The organism is Streptomyces sp. NPDC016851 (genome assembly GCF_055562795.1).
Window position 1 is genome coordinate 1 of sequence record NZ_JBVHEP010000048.1, and the last position, 18,461, is coordinate 18,461.

Here is an 18,461-nt window from a genome sequence, read left to right on the forward strand (position 1 = left end):
CCTGCACACCTACAACCACCACCGCGGCCACACCGCACTCGCAGGCCAGCCACCGATCAGCCGCGTGAACAACGCTCCGGGTCAATACACCTAGGGCCTGTCGTTTGGATCACGCCGCAGACGCGGGGCCTGGCACGCGCATCTGCGGCGTTGTCGTCGGTCACCGACTCCCCCACGCTCGGCTTCGCTCACGCGGGCGGTGCCCCCATCGCGTCGACTCCCTCCTCCGCCTTGCAGCTGCACGCACCAGGCCCCGCTCACCGGCGCTGAGAAGCGCTGCCGATTTCCTGCGACCTGATCCAAACGACAGGCCCTGGGCGGTCGGGTTCAGTGGAGCACCAGGTGGACCAGGGCGACGGTGCCGACCGACACGATCAGGGTGCGCAGGACGGCGGGGCTGAAGCGGCGGCCCGTCCTGGCTCCGATCAGGCCGCCCAGTGCGGAACCCACGGCGATGAGCAGGACGGCCGTCCAGTCGAACTCCGCGAAGAAGAGGAAGAGCACGGCGGCGACGGTGTTGACGACGGCGGCCAGCACGTTCTTGACGGCGTTGAGCCGCTGGAGCGTGTCGTCGAGCAGCATGCCCATCAGGGAGACGTAGATGATGCCCTGCGCGGCGGAGAAGTAGCCGCCGTAGACGCTGGCGAGCGTCAGGCCGGTGAACAGCAGCGGGCCGCCGTCCCGGCGGACGGGACGGTCTGCCGGGCGACGGCGGCGCACCCACTTGGAGATCAGGGGCTGGCAGGCCACCAGGACGAGGGCGAGGCTCACGAGGACCGGCACGATCCGCTCGAAGGCGGATGCGGGCAGGGTCAGCAGCAGCACGGCGCCCGCGAGGCCGCCCAGTACGGCACCGATGCCGAGCAGCAGGACGCGGCGTCGCTGCCCGCGGAGTTCCTCGCGGTAGCCGATGGCCGCGCTGATGGAGCCGGGGACCAGGCCGAGCCCGTTGGACACCGTCGCGGTGACCGGGGGGAGGCCGGTGGCGAGCAGGACCGGGAAGGTGATCAGTGTGCCCGAGCCGACGACGGCGTTGACGGCGCCCGCGCCGGTACCGGCGGCGAACACGGCCGCCATCTCGGCCGGCGTCACCGTGCTGCTCCGCCGACGGCACCGCCACGTCCGGCCTTCATGGTCATGTTCATGGGATCACGCTAGAGGACGAGCGGTTCGGCGGCCGTCGAAGGGTGGCGGACGACCGGGCACGCGCGACGGCGGCGGGATCCGTGCCGGATCCCGCCGCCGTTCGCCGGTCGTGCCGGTGCCGCCGATCAGCCTCGCCTGACGCGGCGCAGGACGACGAAGCCCGCGATGACCAGGACGGCACCCGCCGCGGCCGGCCAGAGCTGGGCGCCCGTGTCGGCGAGACCGCCGCTGCCGACCGCCTGGGGCTCGGTCCGGGACGGAAGCGACGGGGTGGGAGCGGCGCTGGTGGCCGTTCCGACGGCCTGGGACTGTCCGAGACCGTCCGTGTCCTCGCCCGCGTCGTCCTTCGAGCCGCCCTGCTCAACGGCGTTCGCGGTGCCGCCTTCGGGCGTGGGCGTCGCGAACACCTCCGGTTCGTCGGTGCGCGGCGCGGCCGTGGGCGAACCGACCTGCTCCCGCTCGTTCGGCTGCTCCTGCCCGGGGGCCGGCTTGTTCGTCACCGGGGGCTTGGTGGCCTGGCCCTTCCCGCCGTTGCCGTCACCCTTCCCGCCGTCGCCGTCACCCGTGTCGCCGGGCTTTCCGCCCGCGTTGCCGTCCTGCGGGACGGCCGGGGTGCGGGTGGGCTGCTCCTGCGGGGCCTCGGGGGCCTTCGTCGGCTCTTCGGGGGCCTTCGTCGGCTGCTCCTGCGGATCCTCTTCCGGCTTGTCGCCCGGCTTGTCGCCCGGCTCGGCGCCTGCTCCGGCGCCGCACGTGCGGCCGTCGTTGATGCAGTCGGCCATCTCCCGCATCAGGTCCTCGTCGAAGACGTTGATGAAGTCGCCGTGGTCCGTGACCGGCTTGTGCAGCTGCTCCGGGAAGGAGTCCACCGCGAACAGCGGTGTCGTACGGCCGCCGTCCTCCAGGCTCGGCGCGTCCACGTCGTAGACGATGCGCTGGACCAGCTGCGGGATGGGCCGGAAGCCGGACGGGCAGTTGCCGGCGGCGTCCGTGAACGCCACGTGGGTGCGGTGGTTGGCGCTGTCGATGTTGCGGCCGTCCCAGCAGCTCTGGAACTTGAAGGTGCGCACCACGTCGCTGCCCTGCGGGCACAGCGGGTACTTGTCCTTCAGCTGCCGGTCCTCGAAGCCCGTGCAGCTCCAGGAGGCGTTGGCGTTGGCCGGGCCGTTGACGAACGACTTGGCGTCGCCGGTGATGATGCGCAGCAGCCGCGGCATCTCGGTGACCTTGCCCTGCGGGTTCCCCACGAAGGTCAGCGTGACCTGCTTCGGCGTGACGATCTCTCCGGCGTTGCCCTCGATGCCGCCGCCGGGCGACTTGGCGTCCTGCTCCTGGGTGCCGTTCTGCAGGCGCAGCACGGGCCAGTAGTAGGAGGACTTGTCGCCCTGGTCGACACAACTGGTCTTGGCGTCGGCGAGGTCCTGGTCGCTGGCGAAGGCGTTGTTGGCCTGGTTCCCGATGTAGTCGTGGAAGTGGTGCGCGCCGTTGGTGACGCCCGGGGCGGCGATGATGTTGTCGGAGTTGAACAGGCCGTTCTCGTTCACGCCGCAGTCGGTGGCGAAGGAGCCCCGGGAGGCCTTCGCCCCCTGGCGCGGGCTACCGACGCTGGGCTGGACGCTGGTGATGGGCGCGAAGTCGGCGGCGACGGGGCCGTTGCCCGCCTGTCCGCCATTGGCGCCTTGTCCGTCGCCCTGCTCCTGACCGTCCTGCCCCTGGTCCTGCTCCTGGCCGGGCTGCTGGCCGCCGTCGCCGTCCTGACCCTCAGCGGGGGCCTGGTTGCCGGAGTCCCGTACGGTGCAGGCGGCGAGGGCCTCGAGCCCTTCGGGACGGTCCCCCACCCGGTCGATGGCGATCGCGATGCGCTCGAGGGCCGCGGCCCTCTTGTCCTTCAGCGGGTTCATGATCGCGTTGTCGGCGAAGCCGGAGTCCTGCTGCACCTGCTGCGCGGACTCGCTCAAGCGCTGGTAGGCCTTGGCGATCTGCTCGTCCAGGAGGGCGAGTTCCTTGTCGACCTCCCCTCGCGCCTGCTCGGGAACCGCGGTCAGCTTGGTGCCGACGTCGGGGCAATCGATCGTGGAGCCCTCGGTCCGGACCCCCGTACCGGACCGCGTCTGGGCGGAGTCACCGCCCGAACCGCCGTCGGTCGCGGAGGCGTAGACGTTCGCGGCCATCAGGCCGCCTCCGCCGAGGATCAGCGCGAATGCGGCGAAGGTCGCGCGTCGTGGGCCGGTAGGGCGTCTTCGCGTGTTGCGTCCCAAGGGTGCTCTCCTGCGCTTGTGGCGTACCGGGCATGAAAATCCCCTCGCCCCATACGTACGGGAGCACCGGCGTGTTCACGTGTCTCGAAAATTTTCGGAGAACTCTCATGAAGCCGCCAAACACCAGGACCCCGCCGGTCTCGTGGACCGGCGGGGAACGGCAGGTCAGCGGAAGTTCACGTCACTGCACAGGAAGTAGGTCTGGTCCATGTGCGACGCCTGCCAGATCGTGTAGACGACGTGCCGGCCGCTGAGGCCCGAAGTGCTCACGGGGATCTCGTAGTTCTGGCTGGGCGCGTACTTGCCGGTGCGTGCGACGAGCCGGAGGTCGTTCCACGTCAGCGGCTGGGTGGTGGGGTCGAAGCCCTGCCGTGTGACGTACACCAGGAAGTAGTCGGCGCCGTGGCTGGCCTGGTCGTACAGCTTCACGGTGAAGTTGCCCGTGACGTCGGTCGTCTTCCAGGCGCCCACCGTGTCCAGGGAGTTGTACCGGCCGCCCTCGGTGCGTCCGCCGCTGCACAGCTGGCCGTCGGGGACCACGGCCTGGAAGTTGCCGCCCGAGCCGTTGCGGTACAGGCCGTTCCAGTTCCACATGGCGTTGGGGTTGTCCTGCCACGCCTGCCAGCACATGGGGTCCTGCTGCGCCATCGCGGGGTTCTGGAAGTCGCTGCCCCAGCGCAGCCAGCAGCCGTAGTTGCGGGAGGCCGGGTCGACGACCGAGCCGTGCGCGACGGCGGTGCCGCTCCAGGGGACGAGGCTGAGCAGCGCGGCGACCAGGACGCTCAGGGCGAGCGTCAGGCGAGAGCGGACTCTACGGACATGACCATGACAATCCATGATCTCCTTCTTTCGGATGTGGGGGTTGCAGTGCTCTCGATGTCGTGCCGTGGGGGTGCGGGAGCGCGTGCGTGGGAGCGCTCCCGCAAGGCCAGGCTGCGCCGGATGGCCGGGGTCGGCAATGTGCGTTTGCGCCACTTCCGTGTCTCCTGGCGCGTTCGATGCGTTCGATGCGCTCGAGGAGTCTTCAGAGCCGGTCGAGTTCCTTGGTGGTGCGGCCGAGGTAGGTGGCCGAGCCGGGCTCGGGGACGTCGAGTTCATGGAAGCCCATGCGGTAGTAGAAGGCCCTGGCCCGGGTGTTGGCCGTCGCCATGGCCAGGTGGACGGCCGGCACTCCCCTGCCCTGGAGGGTCGCCAGGAACGTCCGCATCAGGCGGCGGCCGTGGCCGCTCCCCTGCCACTCGGGCAGCAGGTCGATGTGCAGGTGGGCGGGGTAGGCCGCGAGTTCGGGCAGCACCATCCGCTCCGGGTTGTGCAGCAGTGCCGCCATCGCCCCGTCCGGAGTGCGGGGCGGCTCCGGCGGCTTCGGGTAGCGGTCGGCGACCAGCGGCAGCCATGTGCTGCGGAAGGCCTCGGCGAAGCGCGCGGTGTCCGCGGTGCCGAGGATGTAGCCGACGGCCCGCCCCCGCCCGTCGTCCAGCACGAACGCCAGGTCCGGCTCAAGGTGGACGTACGGGGCCGCGAAGGTGACCGGGAAGATGCCGGGGTCCGTGTAGTGGGGGCGGCTGTCCTGGCCGTTGTGCGCGGTGCGGACGCAGATGTCGTCGAGTGCCGCGCGGTCCTCGGGGCGGTACGGGCGGATGGCGGGGAGCGTGGTCATGCCGAGCATCGTGCCCGTTCTGGGAGCGCTCCCTCAATCCGATCGGAGGCATTGGAGCAGCGGGCGCCCTGCGGAGGCGAGCCGGCCACGGATGGTCTCCGCCGAGCGCGGCTTAAGCGCTCGGCTCGGGGTTACCCGGCTCCCATGGTGAAGCTGCATATTCCGGGACGAAAAGAACATCACGCGAGCGAGGCCCCGCCTCGGGACTCCGCACCGGCCCGGGCTGCCGCCCCGGCCGCGGAAAGGCCAGGCCCCAGGCCGGACCAGGAGCCCGGTCCGGGGCCCGAAGTGGAGCGGGCCGCGCCGGACAGCCCGAGTGAGCTCCCCCGGAAGTCGTGGGGTGCGGTGCTGAAGGGGAGCCTGCGGGAGTTCAAGGACGACGAGCTGACCGACCGGGCGGCCGCCCTCACGTACTACGGGGTGCTGGCGCTGTTCCCGGCGCTGCTGGTGCTGGTGTCGCTGCTGGGCATCACCGGCAAGTCGACCACCGACAAGGTGCTCGAGAACGTCCAGCAACTCGCCCCCGGCTCGGCCCGCGACATCATCACCCGGGCCGTCGAGCAGTTGCAGGGCAACGCCGGTGTCGGCTCGCTGATGGCGATCGTCGGTCTGGTCCTCGCGGTGTGGTCGGCCTCCGGCTACGTGGCGGCGTTCATCCGCTCCGCCAACGCCGTCTACGACATGCCCGAGGGCCGGCCGGTGTGGAAGCTGCTGCCCGTGCGGGTGGCCGTGACGGTCGTGCTGATGGTGCTGGCCGTGATCAGCGCGCTGATCGTGGTCTTCACGGGCGGGCTGGCCCGGCAGGTCGGAACCACGCTCGGGATCGGGGACACCGCGCTGACGGTCTGGTCGATCGCGAAGTGGCCCGCTCTGGTGGTGCTGGTCACGATCATGATCGCGATCCTGTACTGGGCGACCCCGAACGCCAAGGTGAAGGGGTTCCGCTGGATCACGCCGGGCAGTCTGCTGGCGCTGCTGATCTGGATGATCGCCTCGGCCGGCTTCGCGGTCTACGTGGCCAACTTCGCCTCGTACAACAAGACCTACGGCACGATGGCCGGCGTCATCGTCTTCCTGGTGTGGCTGTGGATCACCAACCTGGCGATCCTGCTGGGCCTGGAGTTCGACGCCGAGACGGTCCGGCAGCGGGCCATCGCCGGTGGTCATCCGCCCGAGGCGGAGCCGTACACGCAGCCGCGTGACACCCGTGCGTGGGACGAACAGGACCGGCGCCGCATGGAAGGGACCTGATCCGTTCAGTCCATGAGTCCGGCGGCGACCGTCGCGCCCAGTTCCCAGCACTTCTCGATGTCGTCCTTGCCGGGCTCGCCGGTCACCGTCACGGCCTCGGCGGCGCGACGCCAGCCGAGGCCCGTCGTGATCGACTCGATGCCCCGCACGGCCCCGGTGACGTCGTTCCCGCCGTGCACCCAGTAGCCGAAGGGCCGGCCGCGGGTCGCGTCGAGGCAGGGGTAGTAGACCTGGTCGAAGAAGTGCTTGAGGGCGCCGGACATGTAGCCCAGGTTGGCGGGGGTGCCGAGGAGGTAGCCGTCGGCGGCGAGGACGTCGGAGGCCGTGGCGGCGAGCGCCGGCACGCGGACGACCCGGACGTCCTCGATCTCGGGGTCGCCCGCCCCGGAGACGACGGCTTCGAACATCGCCTGGCAGTTGGGCGAGGGCGTGTGATGGACGATCAGCAAGGTGGCCACGTCGACCGACCTTACAAGTCGTGACAGCCATGAGTGTCCGGCGCGAGAACTGGTACCCGTCCGTCGCTCTCCGTACGAGAAAGGAAGGTACCGCCTTGTCACAGGTAGAGGAATCCATCGAGGTCCGCGTCCCCGTGCACACCGCGTACAACCAGTGGACGCAGTTCGAGGACTTCCCCCAGTTCATGGACGGCGTGGAGCGTATCGAGCAGCGCACCGACACCCTGACGCACTGGGTGACGAAGGTCGGCGGTCAGGAGCGGGAGTTCGACGCGGAGATCACCGAGCAGATCCCCGACGAGCGGGTCGCCTGGACCACCGTGAACGGCGACGCCAGGCAGGCCGGAGTGGTGACCTTCCACCGCATCCATGACGACACGACGAAGGTCATGCTCCAGATGGAGTTCGACCCCAGTGGCGTGACCGAGACCGTGGGCGACAAGCTGGGGTTCGTGAAGCGGCAGGTCTCCGGTGATCTGCGGCGGTTCAAGCAGTTCATGGAGGCCCGGGGGACGGAGACCGGGGCCTGGCGCGGCGAGGTCTGATCCGCGTCTGATCAGACGCTGATCAGCGAGAAAGGCGGCCGCCACCCCTGCTCGTGGTGGCGGCCGCCTTCTGTCCTCCTGGCCCTGTCGTCCTGTCCTGGCCCTGTCGTCGCGTCGCCCGCTACGCCGCCGCAGGCCGGGCCGTCCCGCTCTGCAGCCGTTCCCGGACCTCCTGGGTCAGGTCGTTGAGGCGCAGCGCGAGGCGTGTCGCGGCGTCGTAGAGGGTGTGCACCGCCTGGAGGCGCTCCAGGCGGGGGGCGAGCGCCGAGAGGGCGATGGCCAGGGCCACGCCGGCCCAGCCCACGGGTCCCAGCGGCGTGCAGCCGAAGAAGTGGCTGACGCCGGGCGTCTGGACGAGGGCGGCGAGTACGGCGGCGGAGCCGAGGGCCGTGACCCACACCAGCGGGCTGTGGCGCCGGCCGGAGAGGGTCTGCACGAGCTGGGCGCCGACCACGCCGCACAGGGCCATGGTGGTGGACCGTCGTTCGGTGCCGGGGGTGAGGCGGCCGATGAGGTACGCCGCGACCGCGCCGAGGCACGTGGTGATGCCCCTGCGCCGGATGGAGCGCAGCAGCGGCGCGCCGAGGACGTTGAGACCCATCGGGCCGGTCGCGGCGTGTTCCGCCGTCGAGGGGTCGTCGCTCGGCGTGACCGCCACCGCCATGGCCGGGAACATGTCGGTGAGCAGGTTGACCAGCAGCAGCTGACGCGTCGACAGGGGCGAGGCGCCGGCCAGCAGGGTGCCGAGGACGCTGAAGCCGACCTCGCCGGCGTTGCCGCCGATGAGGATGCTCACCGCGTCGGCGACGCTGCGCCACAGGGCACGCCCCTCGGCGACCGCGTCCACCAGGACGGACAGGTCGCCGGAGGTGAGGACGAGGTCGGCGGCGTTGCGGGCGGCCGCGGAGCCGCGGGACTCGATGCCGACCCCGACGTCGGCGGCGCGGATGGCGGCGGCGTCGTTGGCTCCGTCACCGGCCATGGCCACGACCCGTCCGGCCTGTTGCAGGGCCTCCACGACGTGCAGCTTCTGCTCGGGTGCGACCCGGGCGATGACGCCCGCGCCGCGCAGCACCCGGACGCGTTCGCGGCGCTCCATGGCGACCAGTTCGTCCCCGGTCACCGCCTCGGTCTCCTCCGGCCAGCCCAGTTGCAGGGCGATGGCGCGGGCCGTCTCCGGGTGGTCGCCGGTGAGCATGACGGGCAGGATGCCGGAGCGGCGCAGCGACGCGAGCAGGGCGTGCGAGGTCTCGCGGGGCACGTCGGCGAGGGCGACGAAACCGCTGAACTCCAGGTCCGCGAGCGGCGCGTCGAGTTCGGCGTCGGCGTCGCCCGCCCGGCAGGGGCGCCGGGCGACGGCGAGGACGCGCAGTCCCTGTCCCGCCAGTTCGTGGGCGGTGTCGGTGGTGCCGTCGGGGAGGTCCCGGCAGGCGGGCAGGATCGTCTCCGGGGCGCCCTTGACGACAAGGAGTTCGCCGAAGTCCGGGTCGCCATCACGGCCGACCGCCGCGGCGTAGCCCCGCCGTGTCTCGAAGGGCAGCTCGCCGGTCGGTGTCCAGCCCCGGTCGGGCGGGGCGACGTCGAGGACGGCCTCGTCGGTGGCGTGCGCGACGCGGCGGCCCTGGCCCGTCTCCTCCTGCGGGCACGCGCGGGCGGCCAGGCGCAGGAGCGGTACGGCCTGTTCGGACTCCACGGACAGGACAGTGCCGTCGGCGGTGGCGACGCGGACCAGGCGCAGTTTGTTCTCGGTGAGGGTGCCGGTCTTGTCGAAGCAGACGGTGTCGACCCGCCCGAGCGCCTCCAGGGTGCGCGGGGTGCGGACCAGGACGCCGCGCCGGGACAGCCGGCGGGCGGCGGCCATCTGCGCGACCGTCGCGACGAGCGGGAGCCCCTCCGGTACGGCGGCGACCGCGACCGCGACACCGCCGCTGACGGCGCGTCGTACGGGGCTGCCGCGCAGCAGGGAGAGCCCGGTCACGGCCGCGCCGCCGGTGAAGGTCACCGGCAGGGCCTTGCGGGTCAGTTCCTGGAGCCGGGCCTGTACTCCGGCGGGCGGCGGGGTGCGGGCGGCGAGCGTGACGGCGCGGCCCGCCTCGGTCTGGTCGCCGGTGTCGACGACGAGGGCGGTGGCGCGGCCGGCCACGACGGTGGTCCCCTCGAACACCATGCAGGTGCGCTGGGCCACCGGCAGGCCGGGGGTGGCGTCGACGGTCTTGCCGACCGGCAGGGACTCGCCGGTGAGCGCCGACTCGTCGACCTCGAGACCGTCGACGTCGAGCAGCCGGGCGTCGGCCGGTACGACGTCGCCGGCCCCGAGGGTGATCTCGTCGCCGGGGCGCAGCCGGGCGGCGTCGACGGTGACGGTGCGCCTGCGGCCGTCCCGCTTGCGGGCCTTGGGCTGCTGCCGGGCGGCCAGCCGGGCCAGTGCCTGTTCGGCGCGCATCCGCTGGAGTCCACCGGTCACGGCGTTGAGGTCCATGGCGCCGACGACCAGCAGCGCGTCGACGAGCGAGCCGAGCAGCGCCGAGGCGACGGCGCCGGTGGCCAGGACGGGGGTGAGCGGATCGTCGAGTTCGCGGCGTACGGCACCGGCGGCCTGCCAGGTCCAGCGGACGGGCGCCACGGCCGGGTGGCGGCCGACGCGAGCGGCTTGCTGCCGCGAACGGTCGGCGAGCAGGGCGAGCCCGGTGGGCTCCCCGTCGCGGTCGGCGCGTCCCAGCCGGTCGCGGGCCTCGTGGGGCTCGAGTGCGTGCCAGGGGATGTGCAGCCGGGGCGGGGGCGGGGTGGCCCGGGCCACCCGGACGGCTTCGAGCCAGCCCGCGAGCAGGGCGTTCGCGGCGGCGATGTTGACGGGGGCGTGCCGGGTGAGGGGCCACAGGAGCCTGCGGCCCGGGGGCTGCCCGCCGCGCGCGACCAGGAGCCCCGAGAGGGCCGCCCCCGCGCGGGCCAGGGTCTGCGAGCGGCGTCCGACGCGCCGGGCCGCCGGGATCGCGGTCAGCAGCCGCCAGACGTCGGCGAGTCCTCCCGGGACCAAGGCGTCGGCGCCCCAGGAGACGGCCGCGCGACCGTCGGTGAGGGCGATCGCCACATCGCCGGCGGGCAGTCCGGCCGCCACGTGCCCGTCGCCGGACCCGTCGAGGCGGGCGACGGTCACCACGACGTGCCCGTCCTCCTGGAGGGCCCGTACGACGTCTCCGAACGGCTTGGCGCCGGGGGCGACTTCGTCGGCGAGCCGGGTGATGTCCCTCAGGTCGGAGCCGCCGGCGATCACGACGTGCAGTCCGGCCCGGCGGGCGGCGTCCAGGACGGCCTCGGCGAAGGGATGGACCGGGTCGTCGGGCAGTCCGTCCACGTCGCCTTGGGCGTCCTGCCGCCGGCTGCGCAGGGCGTCGGCGTGCAGGACGAGGGCGTCGGCGATCTCCAGCTGCCGTAGGCGTTCCGCGCTGCGGACGAGGATCCCGGCCCGGGCGAGGAAGGTGCCGAGGGTCGCGTTGAAGGCGGCCGGTCCGTACCGGGCCGCCTTGGGGGATCCGGCGAGGACGGCTTCGGCCGCTTCCCTCGCGGAGTGCGTGACGAGGAGCGTGGCGGCGGCGCCGGCGAGGCTGCCGGTGCTGGCGTGGGAGGCGTACTCCTGCGCGGGCGTCACCTTGAGCGGCGGCCGGGTGTCCGGAGGGCAGGGCAGGCTGGTGCGCTGCTCGTGGCAGATGTCGTCGTGCAGTGCCTCGAAGGCCGCGGCCCTGGCCACGGCTTCGGTCAGCTGGCTGCTGCGCAGGAGGCCGTCGAGCACGAGCGCCAGCGGGGTCTGGCCGACGCCGTGCGCGGCGGCGTTGGCTGCGGCGAGGGCGAGTTCCATGCCCTGGGTGCCGAGCCGTTGCCGCAGGAGGGCCCGGAAGCGGGGGTTCTCCCGCAGCAGCGTGACGGTGGCGGTCACGATGCGTGAGGTGGGCGGCAGGCGCAGGGACCGGCCGGCCAGGGCACCGGCGGCACCGGCGGCGTCCAGCAGGATCGCCGCCGCGGTGAGGCGCACCTCGCCGGGGTCACCGGGGTGGGTGGTTTCCCCGGCCTCCGGGTCGGCGCCCTCGGTCAGGCCGAGGCGGGTCGCGAGCGCGGTGGCCCGCTCGCTGACGCGGTCGGTGACGGCGTCCTCGGCCACGGTGATCACCAGGCGGGACAGTCCCTCGTCCCAGTACGCCGCGATGACGTCCGGGTGGTCGAGGAGTTCCCCGGCGATCTTGCGGGCGATGCCGCCGATGTCGCCGTCGGACCGCCGCAGGGCGATGTGGACGCGCTGCCCCGCGGTCCAGTGCTGTCCGCCGGACAGGGCGTTGCGCGCGACGTTGCGGACGCGTCGTGTGGTGTCGTAGACGGACGTCACTCCCTGGGCGGTGCTGCGGGCGGCGCCTGCCGCCGCCCCGGCCATGGCCCCGACGAGCGGGGCGACGTCGAAGCGTGTGAGCATCTCCTGTTGTCCCGACTCAGCCGGTGGGCCGGCTGTCGTGTCCGTGACGGTGTGCCTGCTCCCGGTCCGGCTCCTCGCCGTGCGGGTCGTGGTGCGCGGTGGCCTCGGCGACCTGCTTCAGCGCGGAGGCGGTGACGGTGTCGCCCACCTTGGCGGGCTGTTCGTGGACGTGCTGTTCCGGGCGGTCGTGCCGGTAGTGGGAGGAGGCGAGCTTGTCACCGGGGCCGTACGAGGAGGTGCTCTCTTCCTCCGGCACGACCTGGACGCCGGCGCGGCGTTCACCGGCTCCGGCGCTCTGCGTGCCGCCGTTCCCCGACGCGCCGTCGGGTCGCTGTCCCGGCTTCGGCTGGGTCAGCCAGGCGACGGCCGCGCCGGTCAGCGCCACCGGCCACTCCACGACTCCGGCCACGCCGAGCACTCCGGCACCGGCGTAGACGGCCATCCGGCGGCCCCGCGGCGATACCGCGCCGATCCGGTCCAGGGCGTCTCCGGCCACCTTGCCCACCTGCTCCGCGCCCGGCAGATGCCTCAGTCCGGAGGCGACGGCCCGCAACGGCTGCGGAAGATCGGGCGAACGTGATGTCTCCTGGTTCATGGCGGCCTCCACAAGCGCGTTGTCCAGCGGCTTCAACCGGTTTCCCAGCTCTTTCCCCCATATTCCGCCTTTGCTGGAGCGAGCGCTTGTCTTGTTCGGCCGAGGCCGCTGCCGGGTCTCAGTCGATGTCCCGCAGGACGGTCTCGCCGTCGTGGACCCCGCCCTTGCAGCGCTTGGTGTACGAGTGTGATTCGTCGCCCACGGCGGAGATGATGATCATTCCGCCACCGGCGATGCACTGGCTCGCGGTGACGTCCGCCGGGCGGGTCGTGGCGGCGTGCGCGGGCGCGGCGACCACCGCCATGGCCAGGGCGGTGAGCAGCGCGTACGGCAGCTTGTTCACGGGGTGCTCCTTCATGCGGGGTGGTGCTTCGACGCCATGCCAGCGTCACCAGGCCGGCCCCGGGCCGCCACCGGACGTGGTCCGCCCGGGCCGCGAGCAGACCGCAGCGACCTGTCCCGGCGAGGCCAGGCGCGAGGCGCTCGGCAGCGGGGGCGTACGCGCGCCGGGTGGGGTCATCGCCTGCTCGGCACCGGGCGGGCGAAGGGTGCACCGCGCAGCGAAACGCGCGGCGCGAACCCGTCCGGACATGGGCCGAGGTGGAACAGCGGCGGCAGAACGGGGTGGGTGACAGGGCGGGGTGGCGACAAGGCGGGGAGGCTCGACGCGGCCGGCCCGGCACCCAGCGCGGCGCGACCCGGCACGACCCAGCACGACCCGGCACGACCCTGCAACGCTCGGAGCAGTCAGTGCGGCGCGGTCAGCGTGGCCCGGGGCAGCCCGTCGCGCCCTGTGCCCGCGACAAGCGGGTCTCAGCGCGGTGCTCGTCGTAGACCCGCCGTGTCGGGGGCACCGCTCCGGGTACTCAGAGCAGGCACGCAAGGCCGTCACGGGTCCGGGCGCCGCGCGGCGGCGGGTGTCCGGTTCGGCGAATGGAGTGGTCATGACGCAGAACGGTGATGACGCGACGCTCGTCCGGCGACCGGGAATCCCCGATTTCCGGCTGGCCCCGGACCAGCCCGAGCCTGCGCCGCCCGCGCCACCACAGGACCCGCAGGCCGACGAGCCGCCGCAGGAGCTGCCCCTGGATCGCAATCAGGCGATCCTGGAGGCGGCCAAGCAGGTCGGTGCCGTGCTGAAGCGCAAGGGGCATCTGTTCGCGCTGGCGGGGAGCGTGGCCGCATACGCCCACGGCGGTGAGAAGAACCTCCAGCACGATGTCGACTTCGCCATCCGCCCCGAGGACGCGGACGCGGTGGCGGCCACGCTCCGCGAGGCCGGGCTGACGGTCTACAGCCCGCCGGAGGACTGGCTGATCAAGGCCACGTGTTTCGGCCAGCCGGTGGACATCATCTTCGAGCTGGCGCACCAGCCGGTCGGCGCGGACATGCTGGAGCGGGCGGAGGAGGTCTCGGTCGACTCGGTGCGCATGCCCGTACTGGCCCCGACCGACCTGCTGTGGAGCCTGATCGCCGCCTTCTCCGAGCACCACTGCGACTTCGGCGCGGCCCTGCCCATCGCGCGTGCCCTGCGCGAGAAGGTCGACTGGGAGCGGGTGCGGCGCGAGTGCGGGGACGCGCCCATGCCCGCCGCCTTCTTCTTCCTCCTGGAGCGCCTGAACGTCATCTGATGCCGTCTGATGCGGAAGGAACACCATGACTACCCACGGCTCACAGCACACGGGCGGCGGGGAGCCGGAGCAGAACCTGGACTACCGGATCGCCCACCTCCAGGAGCGCCTCGCCTCCGGTGAGCTCGGTGAACTGGGCGTCCGGGTCGAGGCCCGCGGCCTGGCGGTGCTGCTCACCGGCACCGTGCCCTCGGCGCCCTGCCGAGACGAGATTCTGCGCACGGTCCACGAGGAGCTCGCCGGGTTCCCGGTGCACAGCGACCTCGTGGTCACCGAGACGTCCTCCCCCGACCACGCGGAGGAACTCGCATGATCCGCATCGCAGCCGTCGGAGACATCCACCTGGGCCCCGGCGACCAGGGCCTGCTCCGCCCCGCCTTCGAGACCCTGCCCGAGTGCGCCGACCTCCTGCTGCTGGCCGGCGACCTGACCCGGCACGGCACCCCCGACGAGGCCCGGGTGGTGGCCCGGGAGATCCAGGACCTCGGGGTCCCGGTGGTCGCCGTGCTGGGCAACCACGACCATCACGACGACCGGCCCGACGAGGTCACGGCCATCCTCCGGGACGCCGGCGCCCACGTCCTGGAAGGGCAGGGGACGGTCGTGACGAGCGGCAGGGCGCGGATCGGCGTGGCCGGCACCAAGGGGTTCGGCGGCGGCTTCGTCGGCCGCTGCGCCGGGGAGTTCGGCGAGCCGGTCATGAAGGAGTTCGTCAGGTACTCGCGCCGGTGCGCCGACGGCCTGCGCACGTCCCTGGAGCAGTTGGGCGAGGAGGGCTGTGACGCGCGGATCGCCCTGACCCACTTCTCCCCCGTCCCGGACACGCTGGCGGGCGAGCCGCTGGAGATCTATCCGTTCCTGGGCAGCTATCTGCTGGCCGAGGCGATCGACACCGCCGGCGCCGACCTCGCCGTGCACGGTCACGCGCACGCCGGCACGGAGCACGGCATGACGAGCGGCGGCGTGCGGGTGCGCAACGTCGCCCAGCCGGTCATCGGGCGGGCCTTCCACGTCTACCACCTGCCCGTCCACGACCGCGCCGCCACCACCGGGGCCGCCGCACCCGCGGCCCGCTAGACAGCCCTGTCCCCCTCCGCCGCCGGCCGACGCCGGCGGCGGTCTTCGTGTGCCCGGTTCCTCTCCCGCGCGTAGGGCCCGTACCGCCTCTGGTGTGAACGCCCCGCAAGTCGTGCCGTTTTCAGGCATTTTGTCTGCTTAGCATGCTTGCTCCGCGCCCCGTACGAGAGGACATCAGATGGCGCTGACGGGCCGTCAAAGACCACCGTCCGAGCATGCCTTCTCCCCGCACGACGCCGTACTGCGCACCGCGGCACCGCATGTCGCCCGCCGCCGCTTCCTGACCGTCACCGCGGCGGCGGCCATGCTCGCCTTCTCCACCAACCGGCCGGCCCGCGGTGCCACCGCCGCTCCCGAGCTGGACGCGGCGCGGATCACCGACGACCCGTTCACCCTCGGCGTGGCCTCCGGGGACCCGCTGCCCGACTCGGTGCTGATCTGGACCCGGCTCGCTCCCGAGCCGTTCGCGGAGGACGGCGGCCTGGGGCAGCAGCGGGTCGTCGTCTCCTGGGAAGTGGCCATGGACGAGTGGTTCGTCTTCGTCGAGCAGAGCGGGGTCGCCACCGCCCACCCCGAGTACGGCCACAGCGTGCACGTCGACGTCAAGGGACTGATGCCGGACAGCCACTACTACTACCGGTTCCGGGTCGGCGCGTGGATCAGTCCCGCGGGCCGTACCCGTACGGCACCGGCGGAGGGCAGTGACGCCGACAGCATGCGGCTGGCCGCCGTCGCCTGCCAGGCCTACCAGGACGGCTACTACACCGCCCACCGGCATCTGGCGCAGGAGGACGTCGACGTGGTCTTCCACCTCGGCGACTACCTCTACGAGTACGCCGTGGACTCCGCGGGCGGCGCCCGCCGCTACACCGACGTCAAGCTGCCCGACGTGTTCAACCGGGAGGCGACCACGCTGGCGGACTACCGGCTGCGCTACGCGCTCTACAAGACCGACCCCGACCTGCGGGCCGCGCACGCCCAGCACCCGTTCGTCGTCACCTGGGACGACCACGAGGCGGAGAACAACTACGCGGGCGCGGTGGACGAGAAGAACAGCCCCCAGGAGGAGTTCCTGGTCCGCAGGGCCGCCGCCTACCGGGCGTACTGGGAGAACCAGCCGCTGCGCGCCGCGCAGTTGCCGAAGGGGCCCGACGCCCGGCTGTACCGCCGGCTGGCCTGGGGATCGCTCGCCCAGTTCGACATCCTCGACACCCGCCAGTACCGCTCCGACCAGGCCTACAACGACCGGCCGCACGCGCCGGGCGCCGAGTCGGACGACCCGGCGCGCACCCTCACCGGCGCCGAGCAGGAGCGCTGGCTGCTGGACGGGTGGTGGGACTCCGACGCCGTGTGGAACGTGATGCCCCAGCAGGTGTGCTTCTCCCAGCGCAAGTTCGACCTGACCGCGTCGGCCCGGGTCTCCATGGACGCCTGGGACGGTTACCGCGCCTCCCGCAACCGGGTCATGGCGGGTGCGAAGGCGGCGGGCATCGACAACTGGATGGTCCTCACCGGTGACGTCCACGTCGGGTACGCCTTCGACATCAAGGAGGACTTCGACGACCCGCAGAGCGAGACGGTCGGCACGGAGTTCACCTGTACCTCCATCGCCAGCGGCGGGAACGGCGCCGAGAAGCCGGCCGACTGGGAGACGTACATGAAGGCCAACCCGCACATGAAGTACTTCGACGGCCGGCGCGGCTACGTCCGGGTCGAACTGGGCCGCGAGAACGCCCAGGTCGACTTCCGGACCGTCTCGGCCATCACCAAGCCGGGGGGCGCCATCTCGACGGCCGCGTCCTTCGTCACGGAGGTGGGTTCGCCCGGTCTGAAGTCCGCGTGAGACGAGGGGCGGCCGCCGTACTGCACTTGGCGCCCTTCGCCGCACCAAAGCGCGAAACGGGGCCGCCGTGGACATCACGCAAGGCCGTTCAGGCAAGGCCGTTCAGGCAGGGCCTCGGGCTTTGCGGCAGTTACACCCGTGAACGAAGGAGACACCACGCATGGTCCACAGACACGCCGTCACCGGCCGCCGGGCCGCCCTGACCGCGATCGGCGCGCTCGTCGCCACCGGGCTCCCCTCCGCCGTGGCGGCCGAGCCCACCCCGGCGGCGGGTCCGCCGCCCACCGCCGCCCAGACGCTCGGCGCCGACCGGCCGTCGGCTCCGGTGCTGCGCGCCATGGAGCGCGATCTCGGGCTGACCCCGGCCCAGGCGTCACGGCGGCTGGTCAACGAGGCGGAGGCGGGCACCCGGGCCGGGCGGCTGCGCAACGCCCTGGGCGACCGGTTCGCGGGGGCCTGGCTGCGGGGCACGACGTCGCAGGAGCTCGTCGTGGCGACCACGGACACCGCGGACGTGGCCACCATCAAGGCGCAGGGCGCGAAGGCGGCCGTCGTGAAGAAGTCGCTGCGCGACCTGAAGGCGGTGAAGCAGAAGCTGGACGCGGCCGCGGCCCGGGTCAGCACCCGGGACACGCCCCTGTGGTACGTCGACGTGCCGGCGAACCGGGTCGTGGTGCAGGCCGGGAACAAGGCCGCGGCGGCCGCGTTCGTCAAGGCCGCGGGGCTCGACGGCAAGAGCGTGGGCGTCAAGGTGACGGCGAACCGGCCGCGGCTGATGGCGGAGGTCACCGGCGGCGACGCCTACTACATCGACGGCACCGCCCGCTGCTCGGTGGGCTTCTCCGTCACCAAGGGCGAGCAGGCGGGCTTCGCCTCGGCGGGACACTGCGGCAAGCAGGGCGCCAAGACGACCGGGTTCGACAAGGCGGAGCAGGGCACGTTCCAGGCTTCCACGTTCCCCGGCAAGGACATGTCGTGGGTGGCCGTCAACGACCAGTGGAAGGCCACGGCGAACGTCAAGGGCGAGGGCGACAAAAAGGTGGCGGTCACCGGCTCCGTCCAGGCGCTCGTCGGGGCGGCCGTCTGCCGCTCCGGGTCGACCACGGGCTGGCACTGCGGCAAGGTCGAGCAGCACGACACCAGTGTCAGCTACGCCGAGGGCAAGGTGGACGGGCTGACCCAGACGACGGTGTGCGCCGAGCCCGGCGACTCCGGCGGGCCGTACGTCGCGGGTGTCCAGGCGCAGGGCGTGACCTCCGGCGGCACCGGTGACTGCAAGAGCGGCGGCACCACGTTCTTCCAGCCGATCAACCCGCTGCTCAGCGAGTTCGGCCTCACCCTGAAGACCGCGGAGGCCGACTCCCCGGCGCCGGCGCCGCAGGACAACGCCGTGGCGCAGCCGTGGTCCGCGGGCCGGGTCTACGAGGCCGGGGTCACCGTGAGCCACGCCGGGGTGCGCTACCAGTGCCTCCAGACCCACCAGGCCCAGGGCGTGTGGGCGCCCACCCGCACGCCGGCCCTGTGGCAGCGGATGTGACGAGCGG

At 72.6% G+C, this 18,461-nt stretch carries 15 protein-coding genes; 7 read left to right on the plus strand and 8 right to left on the minus strand.

What is annotated here, in order from left to right; genetic code table 11:
- Positions 1-327: 327 nt before the first annotated feature.
- The 4 genes from ACZ3I3_RS40815 to ACZ3I3_RS40830 form a co-directional block, all read right to left on the minus strand.
- Entirely contained in the window at positions 328-1,077 is a 750-nt protein-coding gene (locus ACZ3I3_RS40815; RefSeq protein ID WP_467372951.1) for a sulfite exporter TauE/SafE family protein, read from the minus strand.
- Positions 1,078-1,271: 194 nt separating this feature from the next.
- On the minus strand, positions 1,272-3,314 hold the full coding sequence (locus tag ACZ3I3_RS40820) for a DUF1996 domain-containing protein (protein WP_467372953.1): 2,043 nt from the start codon (positions 3,312-3,314) through the stop codon (positions 1,272-1,274).
- 252 nt (positions 3,315-3,566) lie between these two features.
- Positions 3,567-4,238: a lytic polysaccharide monooxygenase auxiliary activity family 9 protein gene (locus ACZ3I3_RS40825; protein ID WP_467372924.1), complete on the minus strand. Its 672-nt coding sequence runs from the start codon at positions 4,236-4,238 to the stop codon at positions 3,567-3,569.
- A 187-nt stretch (positions 4,239-4,425) separates the two neighbouring features.
- Positions 4,426-5,058 carry a GNAT family N-acetyltransferase gene (locus ACZ3I3_RS40830; protein ID WP_467372925.1) on the minus strand — a complete coding sequence of 211 codons (633 nt, stop codon included), beginning with the start codon at positions 5,056-5,058 and terminating at the stop codon, positions 4,426-4,428.
- Between the two features lie 144 nt (positions 5,059-5,202).
- On the opposite strand from ACZ3I3_RS40830, the gene ACZ3I3_RS40835 reads away from it, so the two are divergent.
- Positions 5,203-6,309 (plus strand): YihY/virulence factor BrkB family protein, encoded by a 1,107-nt coding sequence (locus ACZ3I3_RS40835; RefSeq protein ID WP_467372927.1) that lies wholly within the window; start codon positions 5,203-5,205, stop codon positions 6,307-6,309.
- 5 nt (positions 6,310-6,314) lie between these two features.
- Here the strand turns inward: ACZ3I3_RS40835 and ACZ3I3_RS40840 are convergent, their stop codons facing one another.
- Positions 6,315-6,767, minus strand: a complete 453-nt coding sequence (locus ACZ3I3_RS40840) for a flavodoxin family protein (RefSeq protein ID WP_467372928.1) — start codon at positions 6,765-6,767, stop codon at positions 6,315-6,317.
- A gap of 95 nt (positions 6,768-6,862) precedes the next feature.
- Between ACZ3I3_RS40840 and ACZ3I3_RS40845 the strand changes: the two genes are divergently transcribed.
- Complete coding sequence (locus ACZ3I3_RS40845) at positions 6,863-7,312, plus strand: SRPBCC family protein (protein ID WP_467372929.1); 450 nt, start codon at positions 6,863-6,865, stop codon at positions 7,310-7,312.
- A gap of 121 nt (positions 7,313-7,433) precedes the next feature.
- On the opposite strand, the gene ACZ3I3_RS40850 is transcribed toward ACZ3I3_RS40845, so the two are convergent.
- From ACZ3I3_RS40850 to ACZ3I3_RS40860, 3 genes are all read right to left on the minus strand, one after another.
- Positions 7,434-11,771, minus strand: a complete 4,338-nt coding sequence (locus ACZ3I3_RS40850; protein ID WP_467372930.1) for an HAD-IC family P-type ATPase — start codon at positions 11,769-11,771, stop codon at positions 7,434-7,436.
- Between the two features lie 16 nt (positions 11,772-11,787).
- The gene (locus ACZ3I3_RS40855) at positions 11,788-12,366 is read right to left on the minus strand and encodes a hypothetical protein (protein ID WP_467372931.1); all 579 of its coding nucleotides are present in this window, start codon (positions 12,364-12,366) and stop codon (positions 11,788-11,790) included.
- A 118-nt stretch (positions 12,367-12,484) separates the two neighbouring features.
- Positions 12,485-12,709 carry a hypothetical protein gene (locus ACZ3I3_RS40860; protein WP_467372933.1) on the minus strand — a complete coding sequence of 75 codons (225 nt, stop codon included), beginning with the start codon at positions 12,707-12,709 and terminating at the stop codon, positions 12,485-12,487.
- Between the two features lie 601 nt (positions 12,710-13,310).
- Here ACZ3I3_RS40860 and ACZ3I3_RS40865 point away from each other — a divergent pair.
- From ACZ3I3_RS40865 to ACZ3I3_RS40885, 5 genes are all read left to right on the plus strand, one after another.
- Complete coding sequence (locus ACZ3I3_RS40865) at positions 13,311-13,997, plus strand: nucleotidyltransferase family protein (protein ID WP_466206197.1); 687 nt, start codon at positions 13,311-13,313, stop codon at positions 13,995-13,997.
- A gap of 25 nt (positions 13,998-14,022) precedes the next feature.
- The gene (locus ACZ3I3_RS40870) at positions 14,023-14,310 is read left to right on the plus strand and encodes a hypothetical protein (RefSeq protein ID WP_467372934.1); all 288 of its coding nucleotides are present in this window, start codon (positions 14,023-14,025) and stop codon (positions 14,308-14,310) included.
- Positions 14,307-15,074: a metallophosphoesterase family protein gene (locus ACZ3I3_RS40875; RefSeq protein WP_467372935.1), complete on the plus strand. Its 768-nt coding sequence runs from the start codon at positions 14,307-14,309 to the stop codon at positions 15,072-15,074. Before ACZ3I3_RS40870 ends, ACZ3I3_RS40875 begins: the two co-directional genes overlap by 4 nt.
- Before the next feature lie 178 nt (positions 15,075-15,252).
- Complete coding sequence (locus ACZ3I3_RS40880; RefSeq protein WP_467372936.1) at positions 15,253-16,917, plus strand: alkaline phosphatase D family protein; 1,665 nt, start codon at positions 15,253-15,255, stop codon at positions 16,915-16,917.
- A 160-nt stretch (positions 16,918-17,077) separates the two neighbouring features.
- Positions 17,078-18,454, plus strand: a complete 1,377-nt coding sequence (locus ACZ3I3_RS40885) for an alpha-lytic protease prodomain-containing protein (RefSeq protein WP_467372937.1) — start codon at positions 17,078-17,080, stop codon at positions 18,452-18,454.
- Positions 18,455-18,461: the final 7 nt, after the last annotated feature.

Coding starts and splice junctions, on each gene's coding strand:
- ACZ3I3_RS40815 (WP_467372951.1), bottom strand. CDS start 1,077: ATGGCGGCCGTGTTCGCCGCCGGTACCGGCGCGGGCGCCGTCAACGCC.
- ACZ3I3_RS40820 (WP_467372953.1), bottom strand. CDS start 3,314: ATGGCCGCGAACGTCTACGCCTCCGCGACCGACGGCGGTTCGGGCGGT.
- ACZ3I3_RS40825 (WP_467372924.1), bottom strand. CDS start 4,238: ATGGATTGTCATGGTCATGTCCGTAGAGTCCGCTCTCGCCTGACGCTC.
- ACZ3I3_RS40830 (WP_467372925.1), bottom strand. CDS start 5,058: ATGACCACGCTCCCCGCCATCCGCCCGTACCGCCCCGAGGACCGCGCG.
- ACZ3I3_RS40835 (WP_467372927.1), top strand. CDS start 5,203: ATGGTGAAGCTGCATATTCCGGGACGAAAAGAACATCACGCGAGCGAG.
- ACZ3I3_RS40850 (WP_467372930.1), bottom strand. CDS start 11,771: ATGCTCACACGCTTCGACGTCGCCCCGCTCGTCGGGGCCATGGCCGGG.
- ACZ3I3_RS40855 (WP_467372931.1), bottom strand. CDS start 12,366: ATGAACCAGGAGACATCACGTTCGCCCGATCTTCCGCAGCCGTTGCGG.
- ACZ3I3_RS40865 (WP_466206197.1), top strand. CDS start 13,311: ATGACGCAGAACGGTGATGACGCGACGCTCGTCCGGCGACCGGGAATC.
- ACZ3I3_RS40870 (WP_467372934.1), top strand. CDS start 14,023: ATGACTACCCACGGCTCACAGCACACGGGCGGCGGGGAGCCGGAGCAG.
- ACZ3I3_RS40875 (WP_467372935.1), top strand. CDS start 14,307: ATGATCCGCATCGCAGCCGTCGGAGACATCCACCTGGGCCCCGGCGAC.
- ACZ3I3_RS40880 (WP_467372936.1), top strand. CDS start 15,253: ATGGCGCTGACGGGCCGTCAAAGACCACCGTCCGAGCATGCCTTCTCC.
- ACZ3I3_RS40885 (WP_467372937.1), top strand. CDS start 17,078: ATGGTCCACAGACACGCCGTCACCGGCCGCCGGGCCGCCCTGACCGCG.